The 18,205-nt window shown below is 72.2% G+C and carries 15 protein-coding genes and 1 riboswitch; of the genes, 8 read left to right on the forward strand and 7 right to left on the reverse strand.

Translation table 11 applies throughout. From position 1 onward, the window contains the following. Positions 1 to 43 precede the first annotated feature (43 nt). Positions 44 to 1,744 carry a L,D-transpeptidase gene (locus tag ACFRAL_RS09825; RefSeq protein WP_378882267.1) on the reverse strand — a complete coding sequence of 567 codons (1,701 nt, stop codon included), beginning with the start codon at positions 1,742 to 1,744 and terminating at the stop codon, positions 44 to 46. Between the two features lie 219 nt (positions 1,745 to 1,963). Between ACFRAL_RS09825 and ACFRAL_RS09830 the strand changes: the two genes are divergently transcribed. The 6 genes from ACFRAL_RS09830 to ACFRAL_RS09855 all read left to right on the forward strand — a co-directional run bounded on the left by ACFRAL_RS09830 (position 1,964) and on the right by ACFRAL_RS09855 (position 8,194). Continuing rightward, entirely contained in the window at positions 1,964 to 3,157 is a 1,194-nt protein-coding gene (locus ACFRAL_RS09830) for an ROK family transcriptional regulator (protein ID WP_336398322.1), read from the forward strand. Positions 3,158 to 3,264: 107 nt separating this feature from the next. Beyond that, complete coding sequence (locus tag ACFRAL_RS09835; protein ID WP_336398323.1) at positions 3,265 to 4,536, forward strand: extracellular solute-binding protein; 1,272 nt, start codon at positions 3,265 to 3,267, stop codon at positions 4,534 to 4,536. Positions 4,537 to 4,623: 87 nt separating this feature from the next. Further along, positions 4,624 to 5,589, forward strand: coding sequence for a sugar ABC transporter permease (locus ACFRAL_RS09840; protein WP_336398324.1), 966 nt, complete (start codon positions 4,624 to 4,626; stop codon positions 5,587 to 5,589). Beyond that, a complete protein-coding gene (locus tag ACFRAL_RS09845; protein ID WP_336398325.1) occupies positions 5,586 to 6,428 on the forward strand; it encodes a carbohydrate ABC transporter permease in 843 nt (280 codons plus the stop codon). The genes ACFRAL_RS09840 and ACFRAL_RS09845 overlap by 4 nt, the downstream gene beginning before the upstream one ends. A 43-nt stretch (positions 6,429 to 6,471) precedes the next feature. Further along, positions 6,472 to 7,422 (forward strand): ROK family protein, encoded by a 951-nt coding sequence (locus tag ACFRAL_RS09850; protein WP_336398326.1) that lies wholly within the window; start codon positions 6,472 to 6,474, stop codon positions 7,420 to 7,422. Next, positions 7,415 to 8,194 (forward strand): glucosamine-6-phosphate deaminase, encoded by a 780-nt coding sequence (locus tag ACFRAL_RS09855; RefSeq protein WP_378882274.1) that lies wholly within the window; start codon positions 7,415 to 7,417, stop codon positions 8,192 to 8,194. Before ACFRAL_RS09850 ends, ACFRAL_RS09855 begins: the two co-directional genes overlap by 8 nt. A gap of 33 nt (positions 8,195 to 8,227) precedes the next feature. On the opposite strand, the gene ACFRAL_RS09860 is transcribed toward ACFRAL_RS09855, so the two are convergent. The 6 genes from ACFRAL_RS09860 to ACFRAL_RS09885 form a co-directional block, all read right to left on the reverse strand. Then, a complete protein-coding gene (locus ACFRAL_RS09860; protein ID WP_378882277.1) occupies positions 8,228 to 8,632 on the reverse strand; it encodes an NUDIX domain-containing protein in 405 nt (134 codons plus the stop codon). Beyond that, positions 8,629 to 10,020, reverse strand: coding sequence for an FAD-binding oxidoreductase (locus ACFRAL_RS09865; RefSeq protein ID WP_378882279.1), 1,392 nt, complete (start codon positions 10,018 to 10,020; stop codon positions 8,629 to 8,631). Before ACFRAL_RS09865 ends, ACFRAL_RS09860 begins: the two co-directional genes overlap by 4 nt. Further along, positions 10,017 to 10,430: a YrdB family protein gene (locus ACFRAL_RS09870; protein WP_336398330.1), complete on the reverse strand. Its 414-nt coding sequence runs from the start codon at positions 10,428 to 10,430 to the stop codon at positions 10,017 to 10,019. Before ACFRAL_RS09870 ends, ACFRAL_RS09865 begins: the two co-directional genes overlap by 4 nt. A 41-nt stretch (positions 10,431 to 10,471) precedes the next feature. After that, complete coding sequence (locus ACFRAL_RS09875) at positions 10,472 to 12,730, reverse strand: sigma-70 family RNA polymerase sigma factor (RefSeq protein ID WP_378882282.1); 2,259 nt, start codon at positions 12,728 to 12,730, stop codon at positions 10,472 to 10,474. 352 nt (positions 12,731 to 13,082) lie between these two features. Continuing rightward, positions 13,083 to 14,219, reverse strand: a complete 1,137-nt coding sequence (gene nagA, locus ACFRAL_RS09880; protein WP_378882284.1) for an N-acetylglucosamine-6-phosphate deacetylase — start codon at positions 14,217 to 14,219, stop codon at positions 13,083 to 13,085. A gap of 25 nt (positions 14,220 to 14,244) precedes the next feature. Beyond that, entirely contained in the window at positions 14,245 to 15,768 is a 1,524-nt protein-coding gene (locus ACFRAL_RS09885) for a family 20 glycosylhydrolase (protein ID WP_378882285.1), read from the reverse strand. Between the two features lie 58 nt (positions 15,769 to 15,826). Continuing rightward, positions 15,827 to 15,911, forward strand: a riboswitch (ZMP/ZTP riboswitch). A gap of 38 nt (positions 15,912 to 15,949) precedes the next feature. Between ACFRAL_RS09885 and glyA the strand changes: the two genes are divergently transcribed. Further along, a complete protein-coding gene (glyA, locus tag ACFRAL_RS09890; RefSeq protein WP_378882288.1) occupies positions 15,950 to 17,224 on the forward strand; it encodes a serine hydroxymethyltransferase in 1,275 nt (424 codons plus the stop codon). A 99-nt stretch (positions 17,225 to 17,323) separates the two neighbouring features. Next, the gene (locus ACFRAL_RS09895; RefSeq protein WP_378882291.1) at positions 17,324 to 18,205 is read left to right on the forward strand and encodes a bifunctional methylenetetrahydrofolate dehydrogenase/methenyltetrahydrofolate cyclohydrolase; all 882 of its coding nucleotides are present in this window, start codon (positions 17,324 to 17,326) and stop codon (positions 18,203 to 18,205) included.

The raw sequence follows: 18,205 nt of genomic DNA on the forward strand, positions 1-18,205 counted from the left end.
GCGGCATCCGCCCTTCCTCGTTCTCAGGTCGTCGCCGAGCAGGTCAGTGGTGAACCCACACCTCGGTGCCTCGGGCGGTCCAGTCGTAGACGAACTTGGCGGCCGACTCGGTCATGTTCACGCAGCCGTGGCTCATCGGCGTACCGAAGTTGTTGTGCCAATACGTGCCGTGGAAGGCGATGTCCGGCGCGAACCACGTGATCCAGGGCACGTCCTCCGTGCAGTAGCTGTTCTGTGCCTCCGGGTTGTAGCAGAGCGCCCCCAGGTCCTGGATGCGGGTGTACGCGTTCACGGTGAAGTGTCCCGTCGGGGTCGGGGTGGCGGCCCGCCCTGACGAGATCGCGTACGTGCCGACGACGTTGCCGTTCTCGAAGAGATACGCCGTCTGGCTGGACAGGTTCACCTCGACCGTGCGAGCCAGAGTCCTCATCTCAGGTGCAGTCTCGGTCACGGGCGCCGCGAACACCGCGTTTCCGGTGGCGAGCTGCTCGGCGAAGTCGGAGGCCACGTTCGAGGTGTCGCCGAGCTCCCGCCCGGACACTCCCGCAGCCTCCTCGCGGAGCACGGTGCCCGCCGAGTTGGTGATGACCGCGCCGTTCTCGACCGGCCGGTTGATGGCCGCCGCAAGGCCGTCCACCGTGGTCTGGATCGCCGCGCTGTCGGCGGTGATCTCGAAGCCGCCGCTCTCGGTGTCGGGCGCCACGTTCAACCACCCCGCCAGGGTGGCGCGATCGATCGGCACCGTGCGCTCCTCGCCGACGTAGAAGCCGGCCGTGTCGAGCATCCCGTTCAGCTGTGCCACCGTGGCGTCCGCCGTCTCGGTCGAGATGCCGGCCGGGATCTCGACCGCCACGGGCTCGACGTCGGCGCTCCGGGCGCCGGTCATCAGGGCGTCCTGCAGGGCGGCCTGCACGGTGGCGAGGTCGATCCCGGTGCCCGGAACAGCCGGCGTCACCGCATACGAGGCCGACGCCGGATCGAAGGCCAGCGTCGCGTCGACCGGATCGGTGTACAGCTGGGGGACCGCCTCGCTGAGTGCTGCGGTCGCGGTGGCGGCGTCGAGCGCGACCTCTGCGTCGGTGCTCTGGAACCACGACGTCACGTTCCACATCGGGTGCTGCGCGAACGCGGCGTCGGCGAGAGCCTGCGCGTCGACGGTCGCTCCGAGCTCGGCGCCCGTCAGTTCGACGTCACCGTCCTCGCCGGCGATGACGACCGTGGTCTCGGCGAGGCTGCCGTCGATCGCGTCGGCGGCGGCGCCGGGCGTCAGCCATCCGACCGGAACCCCGGCGACCGTGGTGCCGGGGGCGATCAGCACGAGCGATGACACCACCAGTCCGACGACGGCGACGCCGGCGGCCGCGGTGATCCAGAGCCCGGTGCGCCTCTTCTTGGCCTTGGGCTCGGCGGGCGCCCACGCGTAGACGGCGGCGTCGGCAGAGATCGAGGGGAGCGGCGGCACCGGAGTCGTGGCCGCCGGCGTGGCGAGCGCGGCTGTCGCGGCGGCCTCCGGCTCGGGCTCGTCGGCCGGCTCGGGCTCGTCGGCCGGCTCCGCTTCGTCGGCCGGAGCGGGCTCGTCGACCGGCTCCGCCTCGACGGCCTCCTCGGCGTCGACGGCCCCCTCCGGCTCGTCGGCCGGCTCCGTCTCGACCGCGGTCTCGTCGCTTTCGACGGCCTGCTGGGCCCGGTCGTCGTCTTCTGAAGACGCCTCACCGGCCTGCGACTGGGTCGCCAGATCTGTCACGCCAACACCCCCGACTGTGATAAACGCTTCCCCCATGGTAGGTGACGGAGGCCACCCATGAGGTTACGGCCTGATCACGCATGAATCGCCGGTCACGCTGCGAAACGTGCGTGGACGCGTTTCGGACCGCCTGCGCGGGAGGTCACGGTTTTGTAAAGCCTCCGCGCAAATAGGCTCTGAGGGTTGCGGAAAGTTAGTTCGTAAGCTCTACTAACAAACATGCCGAACACGGAAACGCAGCGCAGCGCCTCTGTCGCGGACGCCCCACCGGTGTCCGGGTCCGGCGCGTTCACCCCCGGACGCACGCTGCGCCAGGGGCGCAAGGTGCTGCCGGAGCACGCTCGCGGCCACAACCGGTCGCTGGTGCTGCAGACCCTGTTCCACCAGGGCGCCATGAGCCGCGCCGACCTGTCAAGGGAGACCGGGCTCACGCGCGTCACGATCTCCGACCTCGTCGCCGAGCTCATCGCCGACGGCTTCGTCTCGGAGCGGGGCGTGCGCGAGGCGTCAGGCCCGGGCAAGCCCGCCATCCTCGTCGACCTCGACCACGACGGCCACCGCATCGTCGGCCTGGATCTGTCCGGCAGCGACACCTTCATCGGCGCGGTGCTGACCCTCGACGGCAGCATCGTCGCGCGGCGCGAGGTCCCGCTGCCGGCCGACGAGGACGTCGTGACGACGGTCGTCGACCTCGCCCGCGCGCTCGTGGCCGACTCGCACGCCCCGGTGCTCGGCATCGGCGTCGGCACGCCCGGCGTCGTGGACGACCGCGGCGTGATCCTCACGGCCCCGAACTTCGGCTGGGCGGGCTTCGACCTCGAGGGCGCGCTGCGCGGCGCGCTCGGGCTCCCCGTGCTGGTCGCCAACGACGCGAACGCCGCGGTGCTGGCCGAGTACACCTTCGGCGGCGCACCCGACGACGTGCTGCTCGTCAAGGTCGGCCGAGGCGTGGGCTCTGGGCTGCTGCTGGCCGGTCAGCCCATGCGCGGCAGCCGCTTCGCTGCGGGCGAGATCGGCCATGTGACGGTCGGGACCGACGGCGGTCCCCGCTGCGCGTGCGGTCGGGTCGGATGCCTCGAGGCCTGGCTGTCGGTGCCCTCGCTGTCGTCGCGGCTGGCCGCGGCATCCGATCCCGATGCCCGCGAGGGCGTCCTCCGCGATGCGGGGGAGCGACTCGGGATCGCGCTCGCACCGGTCGTCGGCACCCTCGACGTGTCGGAGATCGTCCTCTCCGGCCCCCCTGAACTCCTCGGCGGGTCCCTCGCGGACCAGACCGTCGAGACCCTCCGTGCGCGCACGCTCGCGTCGTCCGACGACGAGGGCGTGCGGGTGCGGATGACGGAGCAAGGCCAGGACATCGTCCTGCGCGGCGCGGCCGTCATGGTCCTGTCAGGTCAACTCGGGGTGTCCTGACGGCGCTGTCTGTCCGGGTTCGTCCCGGAAACCCCGATTCCCCCCGGATGGGCCACCCGGCCCACCCGAACCAAGAGAACACCGAACAGAACACGAAGGAAGACACCATGAAGAAGACGCTCGGAGCTGTGGCGCTCATCGGCGCCTCGGCACTGGTGCTCGCCGGCTGCGCCGGCAGCAGCGACGAGGGCGGCTCCTCGTCGGAGGAGGGCGCCGAGATCCGCGTGTGGCTCGTCGGCACCGACACGCCGCAGGACGCGCGGGACTACCTGAAGGAGACCTTCGAGGAGGAGAACCCGGGGTCGACGCTGGTCATCGAGGAGCAGCAGTGGACGGGCCTCGTCGACAAGCTGACCACCAGCCTGTCGTCCAACGACAGCCCGGACATCGTCGAGATGGGCAACACGCAGGCTCCGGCCTTCACCTCCAGCGGCGCGCTGCTGAGCCTCGACGACATCGAGGGCGACCTCGGCGGCGACGACCTGCTCCCCGGCTTCGTCGAGGCGGGCAGCTGGGACGACACGCTGTTCGCGGCCCCGTACTACTCCGGCGCGCGGGTCGTGTTCTACAACACCGCCATGTACGAGCAGGCGGGCGTCGCGGTACCCACGACCCTCGACGAGTACGTGTCGAACGGCGTGACCCTGGCCGGGGCGCTGCCGGGGGTGTCGGGCGTGTACTTCCCGGGCAAGGACTGGTACAACGCGCTGCCCTTCATCTGGGAGAACGGCGGAGAGATCGCCGTCCAGGACGGCGACGAGTGGGATGCGCAGCTGTCCAGCGACGAGTCCCTCGCCGGTCTCGCGCAGGTGCAGCAGCTGATGACCGAGGCCTCCCTCGCGCCGAAGGACGGCGACGAGGCCGAGGGCTGGGTCCCCTTCCGCACCGAGCAGTCGGCCACCTACTCCGCGCCGAGCTGGGCGTACTGGTCGATCGTCGCCGATGAGGACAAGCAGCCCACCCCGGTCGCAGACCTCACGGGCTACTTCGCCCTCCCTGGCATGGACGGCGGCGCTGCGCAGGTCTTCGCGGGCGGATCCAACATCGGCATCGCGGCCAAGTCGCAGAACCCGGACCTGGCCAAGAGCGCGCTGCAGATCATGCTGAGCGAGGAGTACCAGACGATCCTCGCCGAGAACGGTCTGGTCCCCGCCCTCGTCTCGCTCGGCGACAAGGTGGCCGCGGCCACCCCCGAGCTCGCGACCGTCATCGCCGAGGCGGCTGCCGACGCGAAGCTCACGCCGGCATCGCCCAACTGGGCCGACGTCGAGGCGCAGGGCATCATGCAGGACCTGTTCGTCAACATCGCGAACGGCGGCGACATCGAAGAGCTCGCCACCGCGGCCGATGAGCAGATCGAAGAGATCCTGAACGGCTGATCCTCGGGAGCGGGGTGCCTCGTGCCGCGGGGCACCCCGTTCCATGCCCGCCCCCAGGGCTCGCACGATCTTGAGAGGAGGTTCGCCATGACGACCATTCCCGCGGAGGCATCCGCACCGCCGGCCTCGCCGTCGGCGTCACGGCCCGAACCCGAACAGCCGCGACGGCGCGGCTTCCCGTGGGCGCCGCTCGCGCTGCTCACACCCGCGCTCATCATGCTCGTCGTCTTCATCGGCTGGCCCCTGGTGCAGCTCGTGATCATGTCGTTCCAGGAGTTCGGGCGTGCGCAGATCTTCGGCGCCGCACCGGAGTTCATCGGCATCGACAACTACGTCTCCGTGCTGACCGACCCCGAGTTCTGGGCCGTGCTCGGACGCAGCGTCGCCCTCTGCGTCGTGAGCGTCGTGGCCACCATGCTCCTCGGCGTCGCGATCGCGGTGATGATGACCAGGCTCGGCGCGGTGATGCGCACCGCGGTGTCGATCTCGCTGCTCCTGGCCTGGGCGATGCCGGCGCTGACCGCCACCATCGTGTGGGGCTGGATCTTCGACACCCAGTACGGACTCGTGAACTGGCTGCTGACCCAGCTCACGGGTGAGAACTGGATCGGCCACAGCTGGCTGATCGACCCCACGAGCTTCTACGCCGTCGCGGCGATCATCATCACGTGGGGAGCGATCCCGTTCGTCGCGTTCAGCACCTACGCCGCGCTCATGCAGGTCCCGGACGAGGTGCTGGAGGCGGCCTCCCTCGACGGCGCCGGCGGCTTCGCCCGGTTCCGCCTCATCGTCATGCCCTACCTGCGGTCCGTGCTGCTGGTGCTGCTGGTCCTCCAGATCATCTGGGACCTCCGCGTGTTCGCCCAGATCTACGCGCTGCAGTCGATCGGCGGCGTCCGCGCCGAGACCAACACCATCGGCGTCTACATCTACAGCGTCTCGATGGCCTCCGGCGACCTCGGCGCGGGGGGAGCGATCTCGGTGATCCTCGTCATCCTCCTGCTGGTCATCTCGGGCTACTGGATCCGCACCATGCTGAAGGAGGAGTCATGACAGGCCGCCCCCGCCGCGCCGTGGCACGGGTGTCGCTGAACGCCGCCGCCCTCGTCGTCATCGTCGCCTCGCTCTTCCCCGTCTACTGGATGGTGAACACGTCGCTGCTGCCGGCATCCGCGGTGCGCTCGACCACGCCGCACTGGTGGCCCGACGAGTTCACCCTGAGCAACTATCAGGAGGCGCTCGGCGACGACAGCCTGGTGAACGCGCTCTTCAACTCGATGGCGGTGACCGGCATCACGCTCGTGGTGGCGCTCGCCTTCGCCTTCCTCGGGGCTGTCGCGGTGTCGCGCTACCGTTTCCGCACGCGGACGTCCTTCATCGTCGCGATCCTCGTGATCCAGATGATCCCCGCGGAGGCCATGATCGTCTCGGTGTTCCGCGTGCTGGACGGCTGGTACCTGCTCAACACGATCATCGGCCTGAGCTTCGTCTACATCGCGTTCGTGCTGCCGTTCACGATCTGGACGCTGCGCGGCTTCGTCAACGGCGTGCCCGCCGACCTCGAAGAGGCTGCGATGATCGACGGATGCAGTCGCTCGGGCGCCTTCTGGCGCATCACGTTCCCGCTGCTCGCGCCGGGACTGATCGCGACCGGGGTGTTCGCCTTCATCCAGGCCTGGAACGAGTTCGTCTTCGCCCTCGTCATCATGACGCGCCCGGAGTCGCTCACGCTGCCCATCTGGCTGCGGGCCTTCGTGCAGGCGACGAAGGCGACCGACTGGGCGGTCGTCATGGCCGCCTCCACGATCATGGCAGTGCCTGTCATCGTCTTCTTCCTCATCGTCCAGCACCGCATGACCAGCGGTCTGGTGTCCGGGGCGGTCAAGGGCTGATGCGCGGGGGTTCTGGGCCGGCGTCCCGCGGGGAGGCCGGCGGATGAGGATCGGGCTGGACGTCGGCGGAACCAAGACCGACGTCGTCGCGGTGGACGATGCCGGTGCCGTCATCGGTCGTCTGCGGGTGGCCACGGGATGGGGACCGGATGCCGTCGTCGACACGGTGGTGGACGCCGTGCGGGCCCTCGGCGCCGAGACCGGTGTCGACCTCGGCGCGGTGCGGTCGGTGGGGGTCGGCATCCCCGGCCAGGTCGAGCCGGGGACCGGACGCGTCGTGCATGCGGTCAACCTCGGCGTCGACGAGCTGGACCTCGCCGCGGCGGTCTCGCCCCGGCTCGGCGTGCCCGTGCGGGTGGAGAACGACGTCAAGGCGGCCGCTCTCGGCGCCCACGCGCTGCATGCGGTCTCGGGACCGCCGCCGCGGTCGATGGCGTATCTGAACCTCGGCACCGGCGTCGCGGCCGGCATCGTGTCGGAGGGAACGCTGTGGCGAGGGGCGCGCGGTGCCGCCGGCGAGGTGGGTCACATCTCCATCGACCCGAACGGGCCGGTCTGCCGCTGCGGGCAGCGGGGGTGCATCGAGGCCTTCGCGGGCGGCGGGGCCATCGCCGAGCGATGGGGGCGGCGCTCGGCCCTCCCCGTGCGCGACGTGTTCGACGCCGCCGACGCGGGCGATCCGTCGGCGCAGCGGCTGCGCGCGGGTCTCGCCCGCGGCGTGGCGGCCGCCGTGCGGGTACTGGTGCTCACCGCCGACGTCGATATCGTGGTCCTCGGAGGGGGTGTGACAGCGCTGGGCGATCGGCTGATGACGGATGTCGCAGCCGAGCTGTCGGCCAGCGCCGAGGCATCCCCGTTCATGCGCTCCCTGCACCTCGCCGAGCGCGTCGAGCTGCTGCCGCCGGGTTCGCCCGCGGCGGCGCTGGGCGCCGCGCTCGTGGGTGCGGAGGGCGATGCCACACACGACACCGAGGAGGCTCTGGTCCATGGCTGAGATCGTCATCGTCCGCGACAAGGAGGCCGCGGGGGCGCTCGTCGCCGATCACATCGCGGCGCTCGTGCGAGAGAATCCCGAGACGGTCCTGGGTCTTGCGACCGGGTCGACCCCGCTTCCGGTGTACGAGGCCCTGAAGCCGCGGCTGGAGGGTCTGGACGTGTCACGCGTGCGCGGCTTCGCGCTGGACGAGTACGTCGGGATCGACCCGGCCCACCCCGAGAGCTACCGCTCGGTCATCACGCGGGAGGTCGTGGAGCCGCTGGGCCTCGACCCCGAGCTGATCCGCACGCCCGACGGCACGCCGGAGGGCATCGAGTTCCACGGCGACGAGTACGAGGCGGCGATCCTGGACGCCGGCGGCATCGACCTGCAGATCCTCGGCATCGGCACCGACGGCCACATCGGCTTCAACGAGCCCGGCTCGTCGTTCGCCTCCCAGACGCGCGTGAAGACGCTCACCGAGCAGACCCGGCGCGACAACGCGCGGTTCTTCGACTCGATCGACGACGTGCCGATGCACTGCATCACGCAGGGGCTGGGCACGATCCTGCGGGCGCGTCACCTGCTGCTCCTGGCCTTCGGCGAGGGGAAGGCGGCGGCTGTCGCCGGCGCGGTCGAGGGGCCGCTGAGCGCGTCGCTGCCCGGGTCGGCCATCCAGCTGCACGCCCGCGCGACGGTGGTCGTCGACGAGGCGGCCGCATCGCAGCTGCGTCGCGCCGACTACTACCGCTACGCGTTCGACAACAAGCCCGACTGGCAGGGCATCTGAGCCCGGCTTCGGACGCGTGACGGATGCCGCGGCTCAGCGCCAGGCGTAGCGGATGAGCTGGTTCCTTGAGAGCGGTGCGAGGGGCGTCGCCTCGACCTCGTGCTCGCCGATCCACCGCAGCTCGGCGATCTCGGCCGCCGGGATCGCCGTGCCCGAGCCCGCCGCAACCCTGAGGACGTAGGCGTCGGCCACGACGAGGTGACCCGGCTCGTTGGCGGCGGCATCCGTGAACCGTCCGAGCGGCTCGAACGCGGCGCGGTCGGCCACGATGCCGGTCTCCTCGGCCACCTCGCGCACGACCGCGTCGAGGGCGGTCTCGCCGGGGTCGGGCTTGCCGCCGGGCTGCTGGAACACCGTCGCGCCGTGCTTGCGGACGACGAGCGCCCGGCCGGCGTCGTCGACCACGACGGCGGCGCTGACGTGCACCGTGGCGGTCACGGCGCGAACACCTTGCCCGGGTTCAGGATGCCCTGCGGATCGAACAGGCGGGTGATCTGCCGCTGCAGCTCCCACTGGTCCTCGCCCAGCTCGTCGGCGAGCCACCGGCGCTTGAGCACGCCGACGCCGTGCTCGCCGGTGAGCGTGCCGCCCAGCCGCAGCGCGGCGCGGAACAGGTCGTCGGCCGCGCGCCAGATGTACTCGGGAGCCTCGACGACGCCGAACTCGTCGGGCACGCCCTCGAAGATGAAGTTGGGGTGCAGATTGCCGTCGCCGGCGTGGGCGACCGTGGGGATGACGACGCCGTGCTCGCGCTCGACGCGGGCGATCTCGTCGAACATCGCCGGGAGCGCGCTGCGCGGCACCGAGACGTCCTCGATGAGCGCGGTGCCGAGCGTCTCCATCGCGGGGTGCATCGATCGGCGGACCGTCAGCAGCCGCTCGCCCTCCTCGCGATCGTGCGAGACCGCGACCGTGCCGCCGGCGCGGCGCAGCACCGCGGCGATCGCCTCGGCCTCCGCGATGGCCGCGGGACCGTCGGTCTGGATGGTCAGCTGGGCGGCGCCCGGGGTGGGTGGGCCCAGCGACAGCAGGGCGTGCACCGCGGCGAGGGACGCGGCATCCATGAGCTCCATGATCGCCGGCTGCGTCCCGGACGCCGTGACGGCGGCGGATGCCTCGGCGGCCGTCCGCACGTCGGGGAAGGTCGCGGCGATCGTGCACACCTCGCCGGGCATGAGCCGGCGCAGCTTCAGGGTCGCGCCCACGATCACCCCGAGCGTGCCCTCGGACCCGATGACCAGCGACGTGAGGTCGAGGCCGGTCACCCCCTTGACGGTGCGGTGGCCGAGCGTGAGCAGCCGTCCGTCGGCCAGGACGATGTCGACGCCCAGCACCGCGTCGCGTACCACGCCGTACTTGGCGCACAGCAGTCCGCCGGCGCCGGTCGCGATGTTGCCGCCCACGGTCGAGATCGCCCGGCTCGCGGGGTCGGGCGCCCACCAGAGGCCGTGCGGGGCGAGCGCGGCGTTGAGGTCGGCGTTGAGGATGCCGGGCTCCACGACGGCGAGGAGGTCGTCCGGACGCACCTCGAGGATGCGGTCCATGGCGCGCACCGAGAGGGCGATCTCGCCGGCGCCCGCGTTGGCGCCGCCCGCGAGGCCGGTGCCCGCGCCGCGGGTGACGACCGGCGTGCCTGTCTCGCTCGCGATGCGGAGGGTGCGCTGGACGTCTTCGACGCTGCGGGCGTGCACGACGGCGATCGGGTGACCGGATGCCGCATGCCCCGACTTGTCGGCGCGCGCGGCGGCCAGCGACGCGGGTGAGGTGTCGACCCGGTCGCCGAGCTCGGCGCGCAGGAGGGTGAGCGCGTCCGCGCCCGTGGTCACGAGAGGCGCCGGCGGCCGACGATCACGCCGGCGGTGACGGCGATGACGCCGTAGGCGAGGCCGATCCAGGCGTTGCCCATGCTCCACCACGCGATCGTCGCCGACGCGTACACCAGGAGCTCGACGACGGCGCGCACGAACGGATGCACGGCGAGCACGGCGCGCGGTGAGACGAAGAGCGCCCAGGCGAGGATGGCGACGACCGGAGCCGCGATGCCCGCCACGATGTTCCACGGGAACGGCCACATCGTGAAGCCCCACAGCGCCAGGGTGGCGAAGGCGAAGAGCTCGCACAGGAACGCCACGATGTCGATCGCCGAGAGCGGCGGGCGGGTGCCCGGTGCCGGTTCGGACGCCTGCGGCGCAGCCTTGCTCGTGGGCGCAGGCGTGGCGCCGGTCGTGTCGGACATGGCCTCCAGTCTACGGCGGGATGCCGCACCCGCCGGCCGGGTCAGTCTCCGGCGGGCGCCGCCCCACGCGCGTCCGCGGCGGCGTCGGCGCGTGCCGCAGGCCCCCGGCTGTCCGTGGCGTCGGCAGCCGCCTGGGCTGCCTCGGCGGCAGGCGCCGCCGGGGTCTCGCGGGCGGGGGTTTCGCGCCCGGTGGCGGTCGGAGTCGGGCGCTCCGGCGTGGCGGGCGTGCCGGGCTCGGCGGCGGGCGCCGCCGGGGTTGCGCGCTCCTCGGGCTCCGCAGCAGCCGGCGAGTGCGGTGTCGAGCCCCTCGTCGCCGTCGGGCTGGTCTCCGCCGGTCGATTCCCGGGGGCCTGGCCTGGGCGGGCGTCTGCCGCCTGCTCGGCGCCGGTCGCGTCCTGGCCGCGTGCATCCGCGGCCGGCGACGCCGCCCGCTTCTCCTCGGCCGGGGAGCCGGCGGCGGTCGGTCGCGTCGGGGCTGCGGCCTCCGGCGTCTCCGGCGCTGCTGTCTCGGTCTTGCCGGGCCGCGTGCTGTTGTTCGGCGCGCCGCTCGGCTTCTTCTCGTCCACGCCGGCCGCATCGTCGTCGCCGGCCGGCTCCTCGCTGACCGCGGCGCCGCCGTTGCCGCGGCCGGGGGTCTGAACCGGCGTGCCGGGCGTGGTCGCCTCGTCGCCGCGTCCGCTTCCGTACGCATTGCCGTTGCCGGTGCCGTACGCATTGCCGTTGCCGGTGCCGTACGCATTGCCGTTGCCGGTGCCGTACGCGTTGCCGTTGCCGTTCTTCGTCGGGCCGTCGGGGGCGTCGCCCGCCTCATCGCCGGCCTCGTCGCCGTCTTCGGCGGCGCTGCCGTCGGCCTCGTCGTCGGTGGCGTCGCCCCGGCTGGGGCGCTCGCCGTCCGCGCCCTGACCGCCGGTGTCGCGCCTGCCCCGCACCACGTCGTCCGACGGTCCGTGCTCGGCGATCACGGAGATGTCCGCGGGATCCGGGCCCGGCTCGTCCGAGAGCTGCAGCGCGGGTTCGTCCTCATCGACGATGCCGGGCAGCGCGTCGAGGAGGCCGGGCTCGGACGCCGTCACGGCCGGTGTCGGCGCAGGGTCGGGTGCTGCGGCCGGCAGCGCCACCGCCGCCACCACACTGCTGACCACCACGAGGCCCGCAGCCGCCAGGCCCGAGGCGGCGCCGATCCCGGCCAGGGTCGACCCGCCGACGGCGCCGGCGACGATGCCCGTCGTCGTCCCCGCCGCGACCGCGCTGCCCACGGCGCCGGCGCTCGAGGTGACCGCGACGGCGCTCGCCCCGACCCCGGTGCCGGTGCTCGCGATCGCACTCGTCGAACCGGCGAGCGTCCCGCCGGTGGTCGCGGCGGCGCCGCTGCCGGCGCCTGTGGAGGTCCCGGCGCCGATCGCGAGGTCGGCCGCGCGGGGGAGGACCGCGGCGGCGCCTTCCACGACGGCGGACGGCATCTCGGCCATCGCGACCAGTGTCGTGCCGCCGCCCTGGACCGTCGCCAGGTACCCCGCGGTGCCGGAGGCCCCGATCGCGAGTGGAAGCAGCACCAGGGCGAGGCGGCTCGAGACCTCCTTGGCCTCGCTCGCGACGATCGAGCACCGCACGCAGCTGGACAGGTGGCGCTCGACCTTGGCGTGGTCGCGGCGTCCGAGGTTGCGCCGGGCGTAGGCGCCCAGGCGCTCGATCGTCCACTGGCACTCGGACCCGTCGGCGACCGAGCGCAGGTGCGCCTGGATCCACGCCTCGCGCAGCCCCTCACGCGCGCGGAACGTCAGCTGCGCCACCGCCGTCGGCTTCATGCCGAGGAGGGGCGCGATCTCGGCCGGCTTCATCTGCTCGATCTCGGAGTACCAGAGCACCTCCTGCCAGCGCGTGGGCAGGCTGCGGAACGCCTGGTGCGTGAGGCCGCGGTCGAGCGCGGCCTCGCTCTCGTGCTCGCCGGCCGCCGGGTCCTCGACGCCGTCGAGCTCGTCGTACGCCGTCTCGCGGCGCGCGCGTCCCCACGCCGCTGCGGTGTTGCGGATGCTCGTGAACAGGTACGCGCGGAAGGATCCGGTGGGGCCGCCGCCGGACACGATGGAGTGGTAGATGCGGGTGTACGCCTCCTGCACCAGGTCGTCCGCGTCCAGGCTCGACGTCATGTTGCGCGCCACCGTGACGCCCGCCCGGTAGTGGCGGCGCCACAGCTCTCCGAAGGCGCCGGAGTCGCCCGAGCGGGTGCGGGTCACGAGGTCGGAGTCGGCGACGACGTCGGCATCGACCGCGTCGTGTTCGCGTACCTCGTCGTGTTCCATGAATCCCCAGACTCCACAGCGCCACGATCGCGCACGCCTCGGTGCGCGGCGCGTCTCGCGTCGCGACTGGGTCCATTGTCGCGGCCCTGCCTCGATTTGACCAGTGGTCTGCGCAGCCCGCCGGCGCAGCGGCGCGATGCGCGCTCCTCGCCTTGCTCCGCGAGCCCGAAGAAAATCTTCGCGAAGTCGCGTAATAGATGCCGGGACCCGCGGTCTCTCTGGTCAGAGTGGCAGGCCGCCCTTGTGTGGGGCACGACGGCGGCGGCCCCCCGCGGGATCATCCCGCGGATATGGCGGGGCTCGAAGGTATCTCGGGGGAGGGACCTTCGGCCCCGCCTTCATCGTGCCTGCGTCAGTCGGAGCTGCCCGCGACCCACACCCGGCGCACGGCGAGGTCGTCGTCCAGCAGCACCGCGTCGGCGAGGGAGCCTTCGTCCAGCCGTCCCAGGTCGGGTCGGCCGATCGCCTGCGCGGGGGTCTGCGTCGCGGCGCGCACCGCGTCGTCGAGAGCGACTCCGGCCGCGACGACGTTGCGCACTGCGGCATCCTGCGTGAGCGTCGACCCGGCGATCGCGCCGCCGTCCTCCAGGCGCGCCACTCCTCCGTCCACCCGTACGGCGAGCCCGCCGAGCACGTAGCGCCCGTCCGCCGCGCCCGCCGCCGCCATCGCGTCGGTGACCAGCGCCATGCGGTCGCCGTCGGCGGCGAAGAGCGTCGCGATCAGGGCGAGGTCGACGTGCACCCCGTCGGCGATGATCTCGACGGTCACGCGGTCGTCGCGCAACGCCGCGACGACCGGTCCCGGTGCGCGATGATGGATGCCGTTCATCGCGTTGAAGGCGTGCGTGAGGATGGTCGCGCCGGCGTCGAACGCGCGACGGGCGACGGCGGCGTCCGCGTCGGTGTGCCCGACCGCGACGGCCACGCCCGCGTCGACGAAGCGGCTGATGGCCTCGAAGGCGCCCGGGAGCTCGGGAGCGAGGGTGACCTGCCTGATCGAGCCGCGTCCGGCCTCGAGCAGGCGGTCGACGGATGCCGCGTCCGGGGCGCGCAGCAGCGCCTCTGCGTGCGCGCCCTTGTGACCGGGGTCGAGGAACGGTCCCTCCAGGTGGGAGCCCAGGATCGTCGGGTCGGATTCGGTCAGGTCGGCGACCATCGCGACCCGCGCGGCCAGCTCGTCGATCGGCGCGGTGATCAGCGACAGCACGGCGCGTGTCGTGCCGTGGGCCCGGTGCACTGCGCGCGCTGCGCGGATCGCCTCCGGGCCGTCGTCGAAGCCGGCACCGCCCCCGCCATGCCCGTGGATGTCGACGAAGCCGGGGACGAGGCATCCGCCCCTGCCGTCCACGACGTCCTGGGCAGCAGGGAGGTCGCCGCCCGCCCCGGCGCCCGAGACCCGGCCGTCCTCGAACAGGACCCAGCCGTCGCCGCGGCCGGAGTCGACGCCTGCCGACCCGAGCAGGCGGACGGTGTGGACGAGCGTGCTCATGCGGTGCGTCCTTCCTCGGCGGCCGTCACTCGGCGGCCCACGGGATCTCGTCGGAGGGGTGGAAGCCGATGCCCATCGCGGTCCACAGCGGACCCAGCGCGCCGACGCGCTCGCGGAAAGACGCCCACGTGCGGAGCTCGCTGTCGCCGGTCGCCGGCGACCACCCGGCCTCGGCCGCCGCGGCGATGCGGGGGAAGGCCATGGTGTCGATGTCGGCGGCGGTGCAGACCGTCTCGGTCCACAGCGCGGCCTCGATCCCGAGGATGGCGGCCTCGTCGACGCCGGGCACGACGTCGGACGGCTCCCACGAGTACGCGCGCTCGACGCTCGTCGGTCCGTCGGCCCACGTCAGCCCGAGCGCGGGACCGGACGGGTACTTCATGTCGAGGTAGATCGCGTCGGCGGGGGAGAGGATGAGCCCGCCGCCGTTGTCGACGAACGCCCTCGCCTTCTCGCCGGAATCGCCCTGCGGCCTCACGAAGCCCCAGTACTGGCCGATCGTCGTGTCCGCGATGTCCTTCGCGGCGCCCGCCTCGTGCCACGCGACCGGCGTCTTGCCGAGGTCGGCGATGATCGCGCTGACGCGGGTGACGAACTCGTCGAAGTCCGCGGCGCTGGTCGACAGCGATTCGTCGCCCCCGAAGTGGAGATAGGGCCCGGGCGTCATGGCCGTCAGCTCGCCGAAGACGTCGGCCACGAAGTCGTAGGTCGCCTCCTCGTGGATCTTCAGCGAGGAGAACCCCACCGCCATGCCGTCGTACGGCACGCCGGCGACGGGCGCGTCGCCGCCGTACTCGGCGAGCGTCTCGAGGATGTGGTCGCCGACCACCGGCTCCTCCGCCAGCTCGGGGTACGCGAGCCCGACCGCGTGAGTGTGACCGGGCATGTCGATCTCGGGCACGACGATCATGTGCCGCGACGCGGCGTACCGGACGATGTCGCGGTAGTCGTCCTTCGTGTAGAACCCGCCCGGGTCGCCGCCGACCGAGGCGGCGCTCGCACGCTCCACGAGCTCGGGACGCGAGTCGAGCTGGATGCGCCACGCCTGGTCGTCGGTCAGATGGAGGTGGAGCGCGTTCATCTTCAGCGAGGCGGCGCGGTCGATGCAGCCCTTCACCGCCTCGACGGGGTGGAAGTGCCGGGCGACGTCGAGCATCAGCCCGCGGTAGGCGAACCGCGGTGCGTCGTCGATGCTCACGGCGGGCAGGCTCCAGCCCGCCCCGTCGCGTGCGATCAGCTGCCCGAGGGTCTGCACGCCGTAGAACAGTCCGGCCGCGTGGGCTCCGGTGACGACGACGGATGCCTCCGCCACGTCGATCCGGTAGGACTCCGGCGCGCCGCCCGGCGTCACGCGCAGCTCGACGTCGGCGGCGCCCTCGGCGGCGCCCAGGCTCAGCCCGGTCCGCGCCAGGACGATGGCGGCGAGGGCGGCCGTGGCATCCGCGTCCCCCGCCAGCGAGGTGGTCTCGGAGAGCCGGAAGGGCGCACCGCTGCCCGCCTCGATCGACGACGGTGCAGGGACGACGGCGGGAAGCGACGCGGCATGCATGTAAAGAGTCCTAACAAATCGGTCGGGCATCAGCCTAGCGGTTCGTCTTCGGTTATGCTCGGGATGTCGCGACTGGCGTTGAGGTGGGCCACCACCGGGGAGCGACCGACTACGGCATTCGACCGCACGCCTGGGCCGATGTGGGACACCCCTATCTGGAAGCCGTGAGTCAGGAGATCGCATGACCGATCAGTTCTTCAACGCCCCGCTCGCCGAGGTCGATCCCGAGATCGCCCAGGTGCTCGACCGCGAGCTGGACCGGCAGCGCGGATTCCTCGAGATGATCGCGTCCGAGAACTTCGTCCCCGTGTCGGTCCTGCAGTCTCAGGGCTCGGTGCTGACGAACAAGTACGCCGAGGGCTATCCCGGCCGCCGCTACTACGGCGGCTGCGAGGAGGTCGACGTCGCGGAGGAGCTTGCGATCCACCGCGCGAAGAAGCTCTTCGGCGCCGAGTTCGCCAACGTGCAACCCCATTCGGGCGCCACCGCGAACGCCGCGGTGCTCCACGCGATCGCGCGCCCCGGCGACACGCTGCTCGGTCTGTCGCTCGACCAGGGCGGCCACCTCACGCACGGCATGAAGATCAACTTCTCGGGCCGGCTGTACAACATCGTCGCGTACGGCGTCGACCCCGAGACCTCGACCATCGACATGGACGAGGTCGCGCGGCTCGCGCGCGAGCACCGGCCGAAGGTGATCATCGCCGGCTGGTCGGCCTACCCCCGTCAGCTGGACTTCGCGCGCTTCCGCGCGATCGCCGACGAGGTCGGCGCCACGCTGTGGGTCGACATGGCGCACTTCGCGGGACTCGTCGCGGCGGGCGTGCACCCGAACCCCGTGCCGCACGCGCACGTGGTGTCCTCGACGGTGCACAAGACCATCGGCGGCCCGCGCTCGGGTTTCATCCTCACCAACGACGCCGAGATCGCCAAGAAGATCAACACCGCGGTCTTCCCTGGCCAGCAGGGCGGCCCGCTCATGCACGTGATCGCGGCCAAGGCCACCGCGTTCAAGCTCGCGGCCACGCCCGAGTTCAAGGAGCGGCAGGAGCGCGTCCTGCGCGGCGCCCGCATCATCGCCGAGCGCCTGTCGCAGCAGGACGTGAAGGATGCCGGCATCACGGTGCGCTCCGGCGGCACCGACGTCCACCTCGTGCTGGTCGACCTGCGCAACGCCGAGCTCGACGGCAAGCAGGCCGAGGACCGCCTCCATGAGATCCGCATCACCGTCAACCGCAACGCGGTCCCCAACGACCCCCGCCCCCCGATGGTCACGTCCGGTCTGCGCATCGGCACGCCGGCGCTCGCCACCCGCGGGTTCGGCGACGCCGAGTTCACCGAGGTCGCCGACGTCATCGCCCTCGCCCTCCAGCCGGGCGCCGACCTCGAGGAGCTGCGCCTGCGGGTGTCGGCCCTGACCGCCGCGTTCCCGCTGTACCCCGACTTCCGCCATTGAGCGGAAGCGGGCGCCGCAGCGGGGGCGCTCGTCTGGTATCACTATCGAGATAGGGATTTCGGATGCCGCGGGTACGGCATCCGTCGACGGAGGCACGACATGACGGCACAGAAGCTCGACGGCAAGGCGGCCGCGGCCGAGATCAAGGACGAGCTGCGCGGGCGCATCGCCGCGCTGAAGGAGAAGGGCATCACGCCGGGCATCGCGACCGTGCTCGTCGGCGCCGACCCCGCGTCGCAGCTGTACGTGGGGATGAAGCACCGCGAGTCCGAGGCGATCGGGATGAACTCCATCCAGCGGGAGCTTCCGGCCGACGCCACGCAGGAGCAGGTCGAGGCGCTGATCGACGAGCTCAACGCCGATCCGGAGTGCCACGGCTACATCGTGCAGCTGCCGCTCCCGAAGCACCTCGACACCGACGCGATCCTGGAGCGCATCGATCCGGCCAAGGACGCCGACGGCCTGCATCCGACGAACCTCGGACGCCTCGTGCTCAACGTCAACGCGCCGATCACGACGCCGCTGCCGTGCACGCCCCGCGGTGTCATCGAGCTGCTCCTGCGCAACGGCTACGACCTGAAGGGCAAGGACGTCGTGGTGGTCGGCCGCGGAGTCACCATCGGCCGCTCGATCGGCCTGCTGCTCACCCGCCGCGAGATCAACGCCACGGTGACCCTCACGCACACCGGCACCACCGACCTCGGCCACCACCTGCGCCAGGCCGACGTCATCGTCGCCGCCGCCGGCGTGAAGCACATCGTGCGCGCGGAGGACGTCAAGCCCGGCGCGGCCGTGCTCGACGTCGGCGTGACGCGCGAGGAGGACCCCGAGACCGGCAAGTCCCGCGTGTACGGCGACGTCGCCCCCGATGTCGCCGAGGTCGCGGGCTACCTGTCGCCGAACCCCGGCGGCGTGGGGCCGATGACCGTCGCGCTGCTCATGACGAACGTGGTCGAGGCCGCCGAGCGCGCCGCCGGCTGA

The organism is Microbacterium sp. NPDC056736, from assembly GCF_042790415.1.
In the GTDB taxonomy this organism is placed as follows: domain Bacteria; phylum Actinomycetota; class Actinomycetes; order Actinomycetales; family Microbacteriaceae; genus Microbacterium.

What these genes read in the sequence shown, in the direction of transcription:
- glyA (WP_378882288.1), top strand. Translation starts at nt 15,950, where the DNA reads ATGACCGATCAGTTCTTCAACGCCCCGCTCGCCGAGGTCGATCCCGAG.
- ACFRAL_RS09830 (WP_336398322.1), top strand. Translation starts at nt 1,964, where the DNA reads ATGCCGAACACGGAAACGCAGCGCAGCGCCTCTGTCGCGGACGCCCCA.
- ACFRAL_RS09835 (WP_336398323.1), top strand. Translation starts at nt 3,265, where the DNA reads ATGAAGAAGACGCTCGGAGCTGTGGCGCTCATCGGCGCCTCGGCACTG.
- ACFRAL_RS09895 (WP_378882291.1), top strand. Translation starts at nt 17,324, where the DNA reads ATGACGGCACAGAAGCTCGACGGCAAGGCGGCCGCGGCCGAGATCAAG.
- ACFRAL_RS09840 (WP_336398324.1), top strand. Translation starts at nt 4,624, where the DNA reads ATGACGACCATTCCCGCGGAGGCATCCGCACCGCCGGCCTCGCCGTCG.
- ACFRAL_RS09855 (WP_378882274.1), top strand. Translation starts at nt 7,415, where the DNA reads ATGGCTGAGATCGTCATCGTCCGCGACAAGGAGGCCGCGGGGGCGCTC.
- ACFRAL_RS09875 (WP_378882282.1), bottom strand. Translation starts at nt 12,730, where the DNA reads ATGGAACACGACGAGGTACGCGAACACGACGCGGTCGATGCCGACGTC.
- ACFRAL_RS09870 (WP_336398330.1), bottom strand. Translation starts at nt 10,430, where the DNA reads ATGTCCGACACGACCGGCGCCACGCCTGCGCCCACGAGCAAGGCTGCG.
- ACFRAL_RS09885 (WP_378882285.1), bottom strand. Translation starts at nt 15,768, where the DNA reads ATGCATGCCGCGTCGCTTCCCGCCGTCGTCCCTGCACCGTCGTCGATC.
- ACFRAL_RS09850 (WP_336398326.1), top strand. Translation starts at nt 6,472, where the DNA reads ATGAGGATCGGGCTGGACGTCGGCGGAACCAAGACCGACGTCGTCGCG.
- ACFRAL_RS09845 (WP_336398325.1), top strand. Translation starts at nt 5,586, where the DNA reads ATGACAGGCCGCCCCCGCCGCGCCGTGGCACGGGTGTCGCTGAACGCC.
- nagA (WP_378882284.1), bottom strand. Translation starts at nt 14,219, where the DNA reads ATGAGCACGCTCGTCCACACCGTCCGCCTGCTCGGGTCGGCAGGCGTC.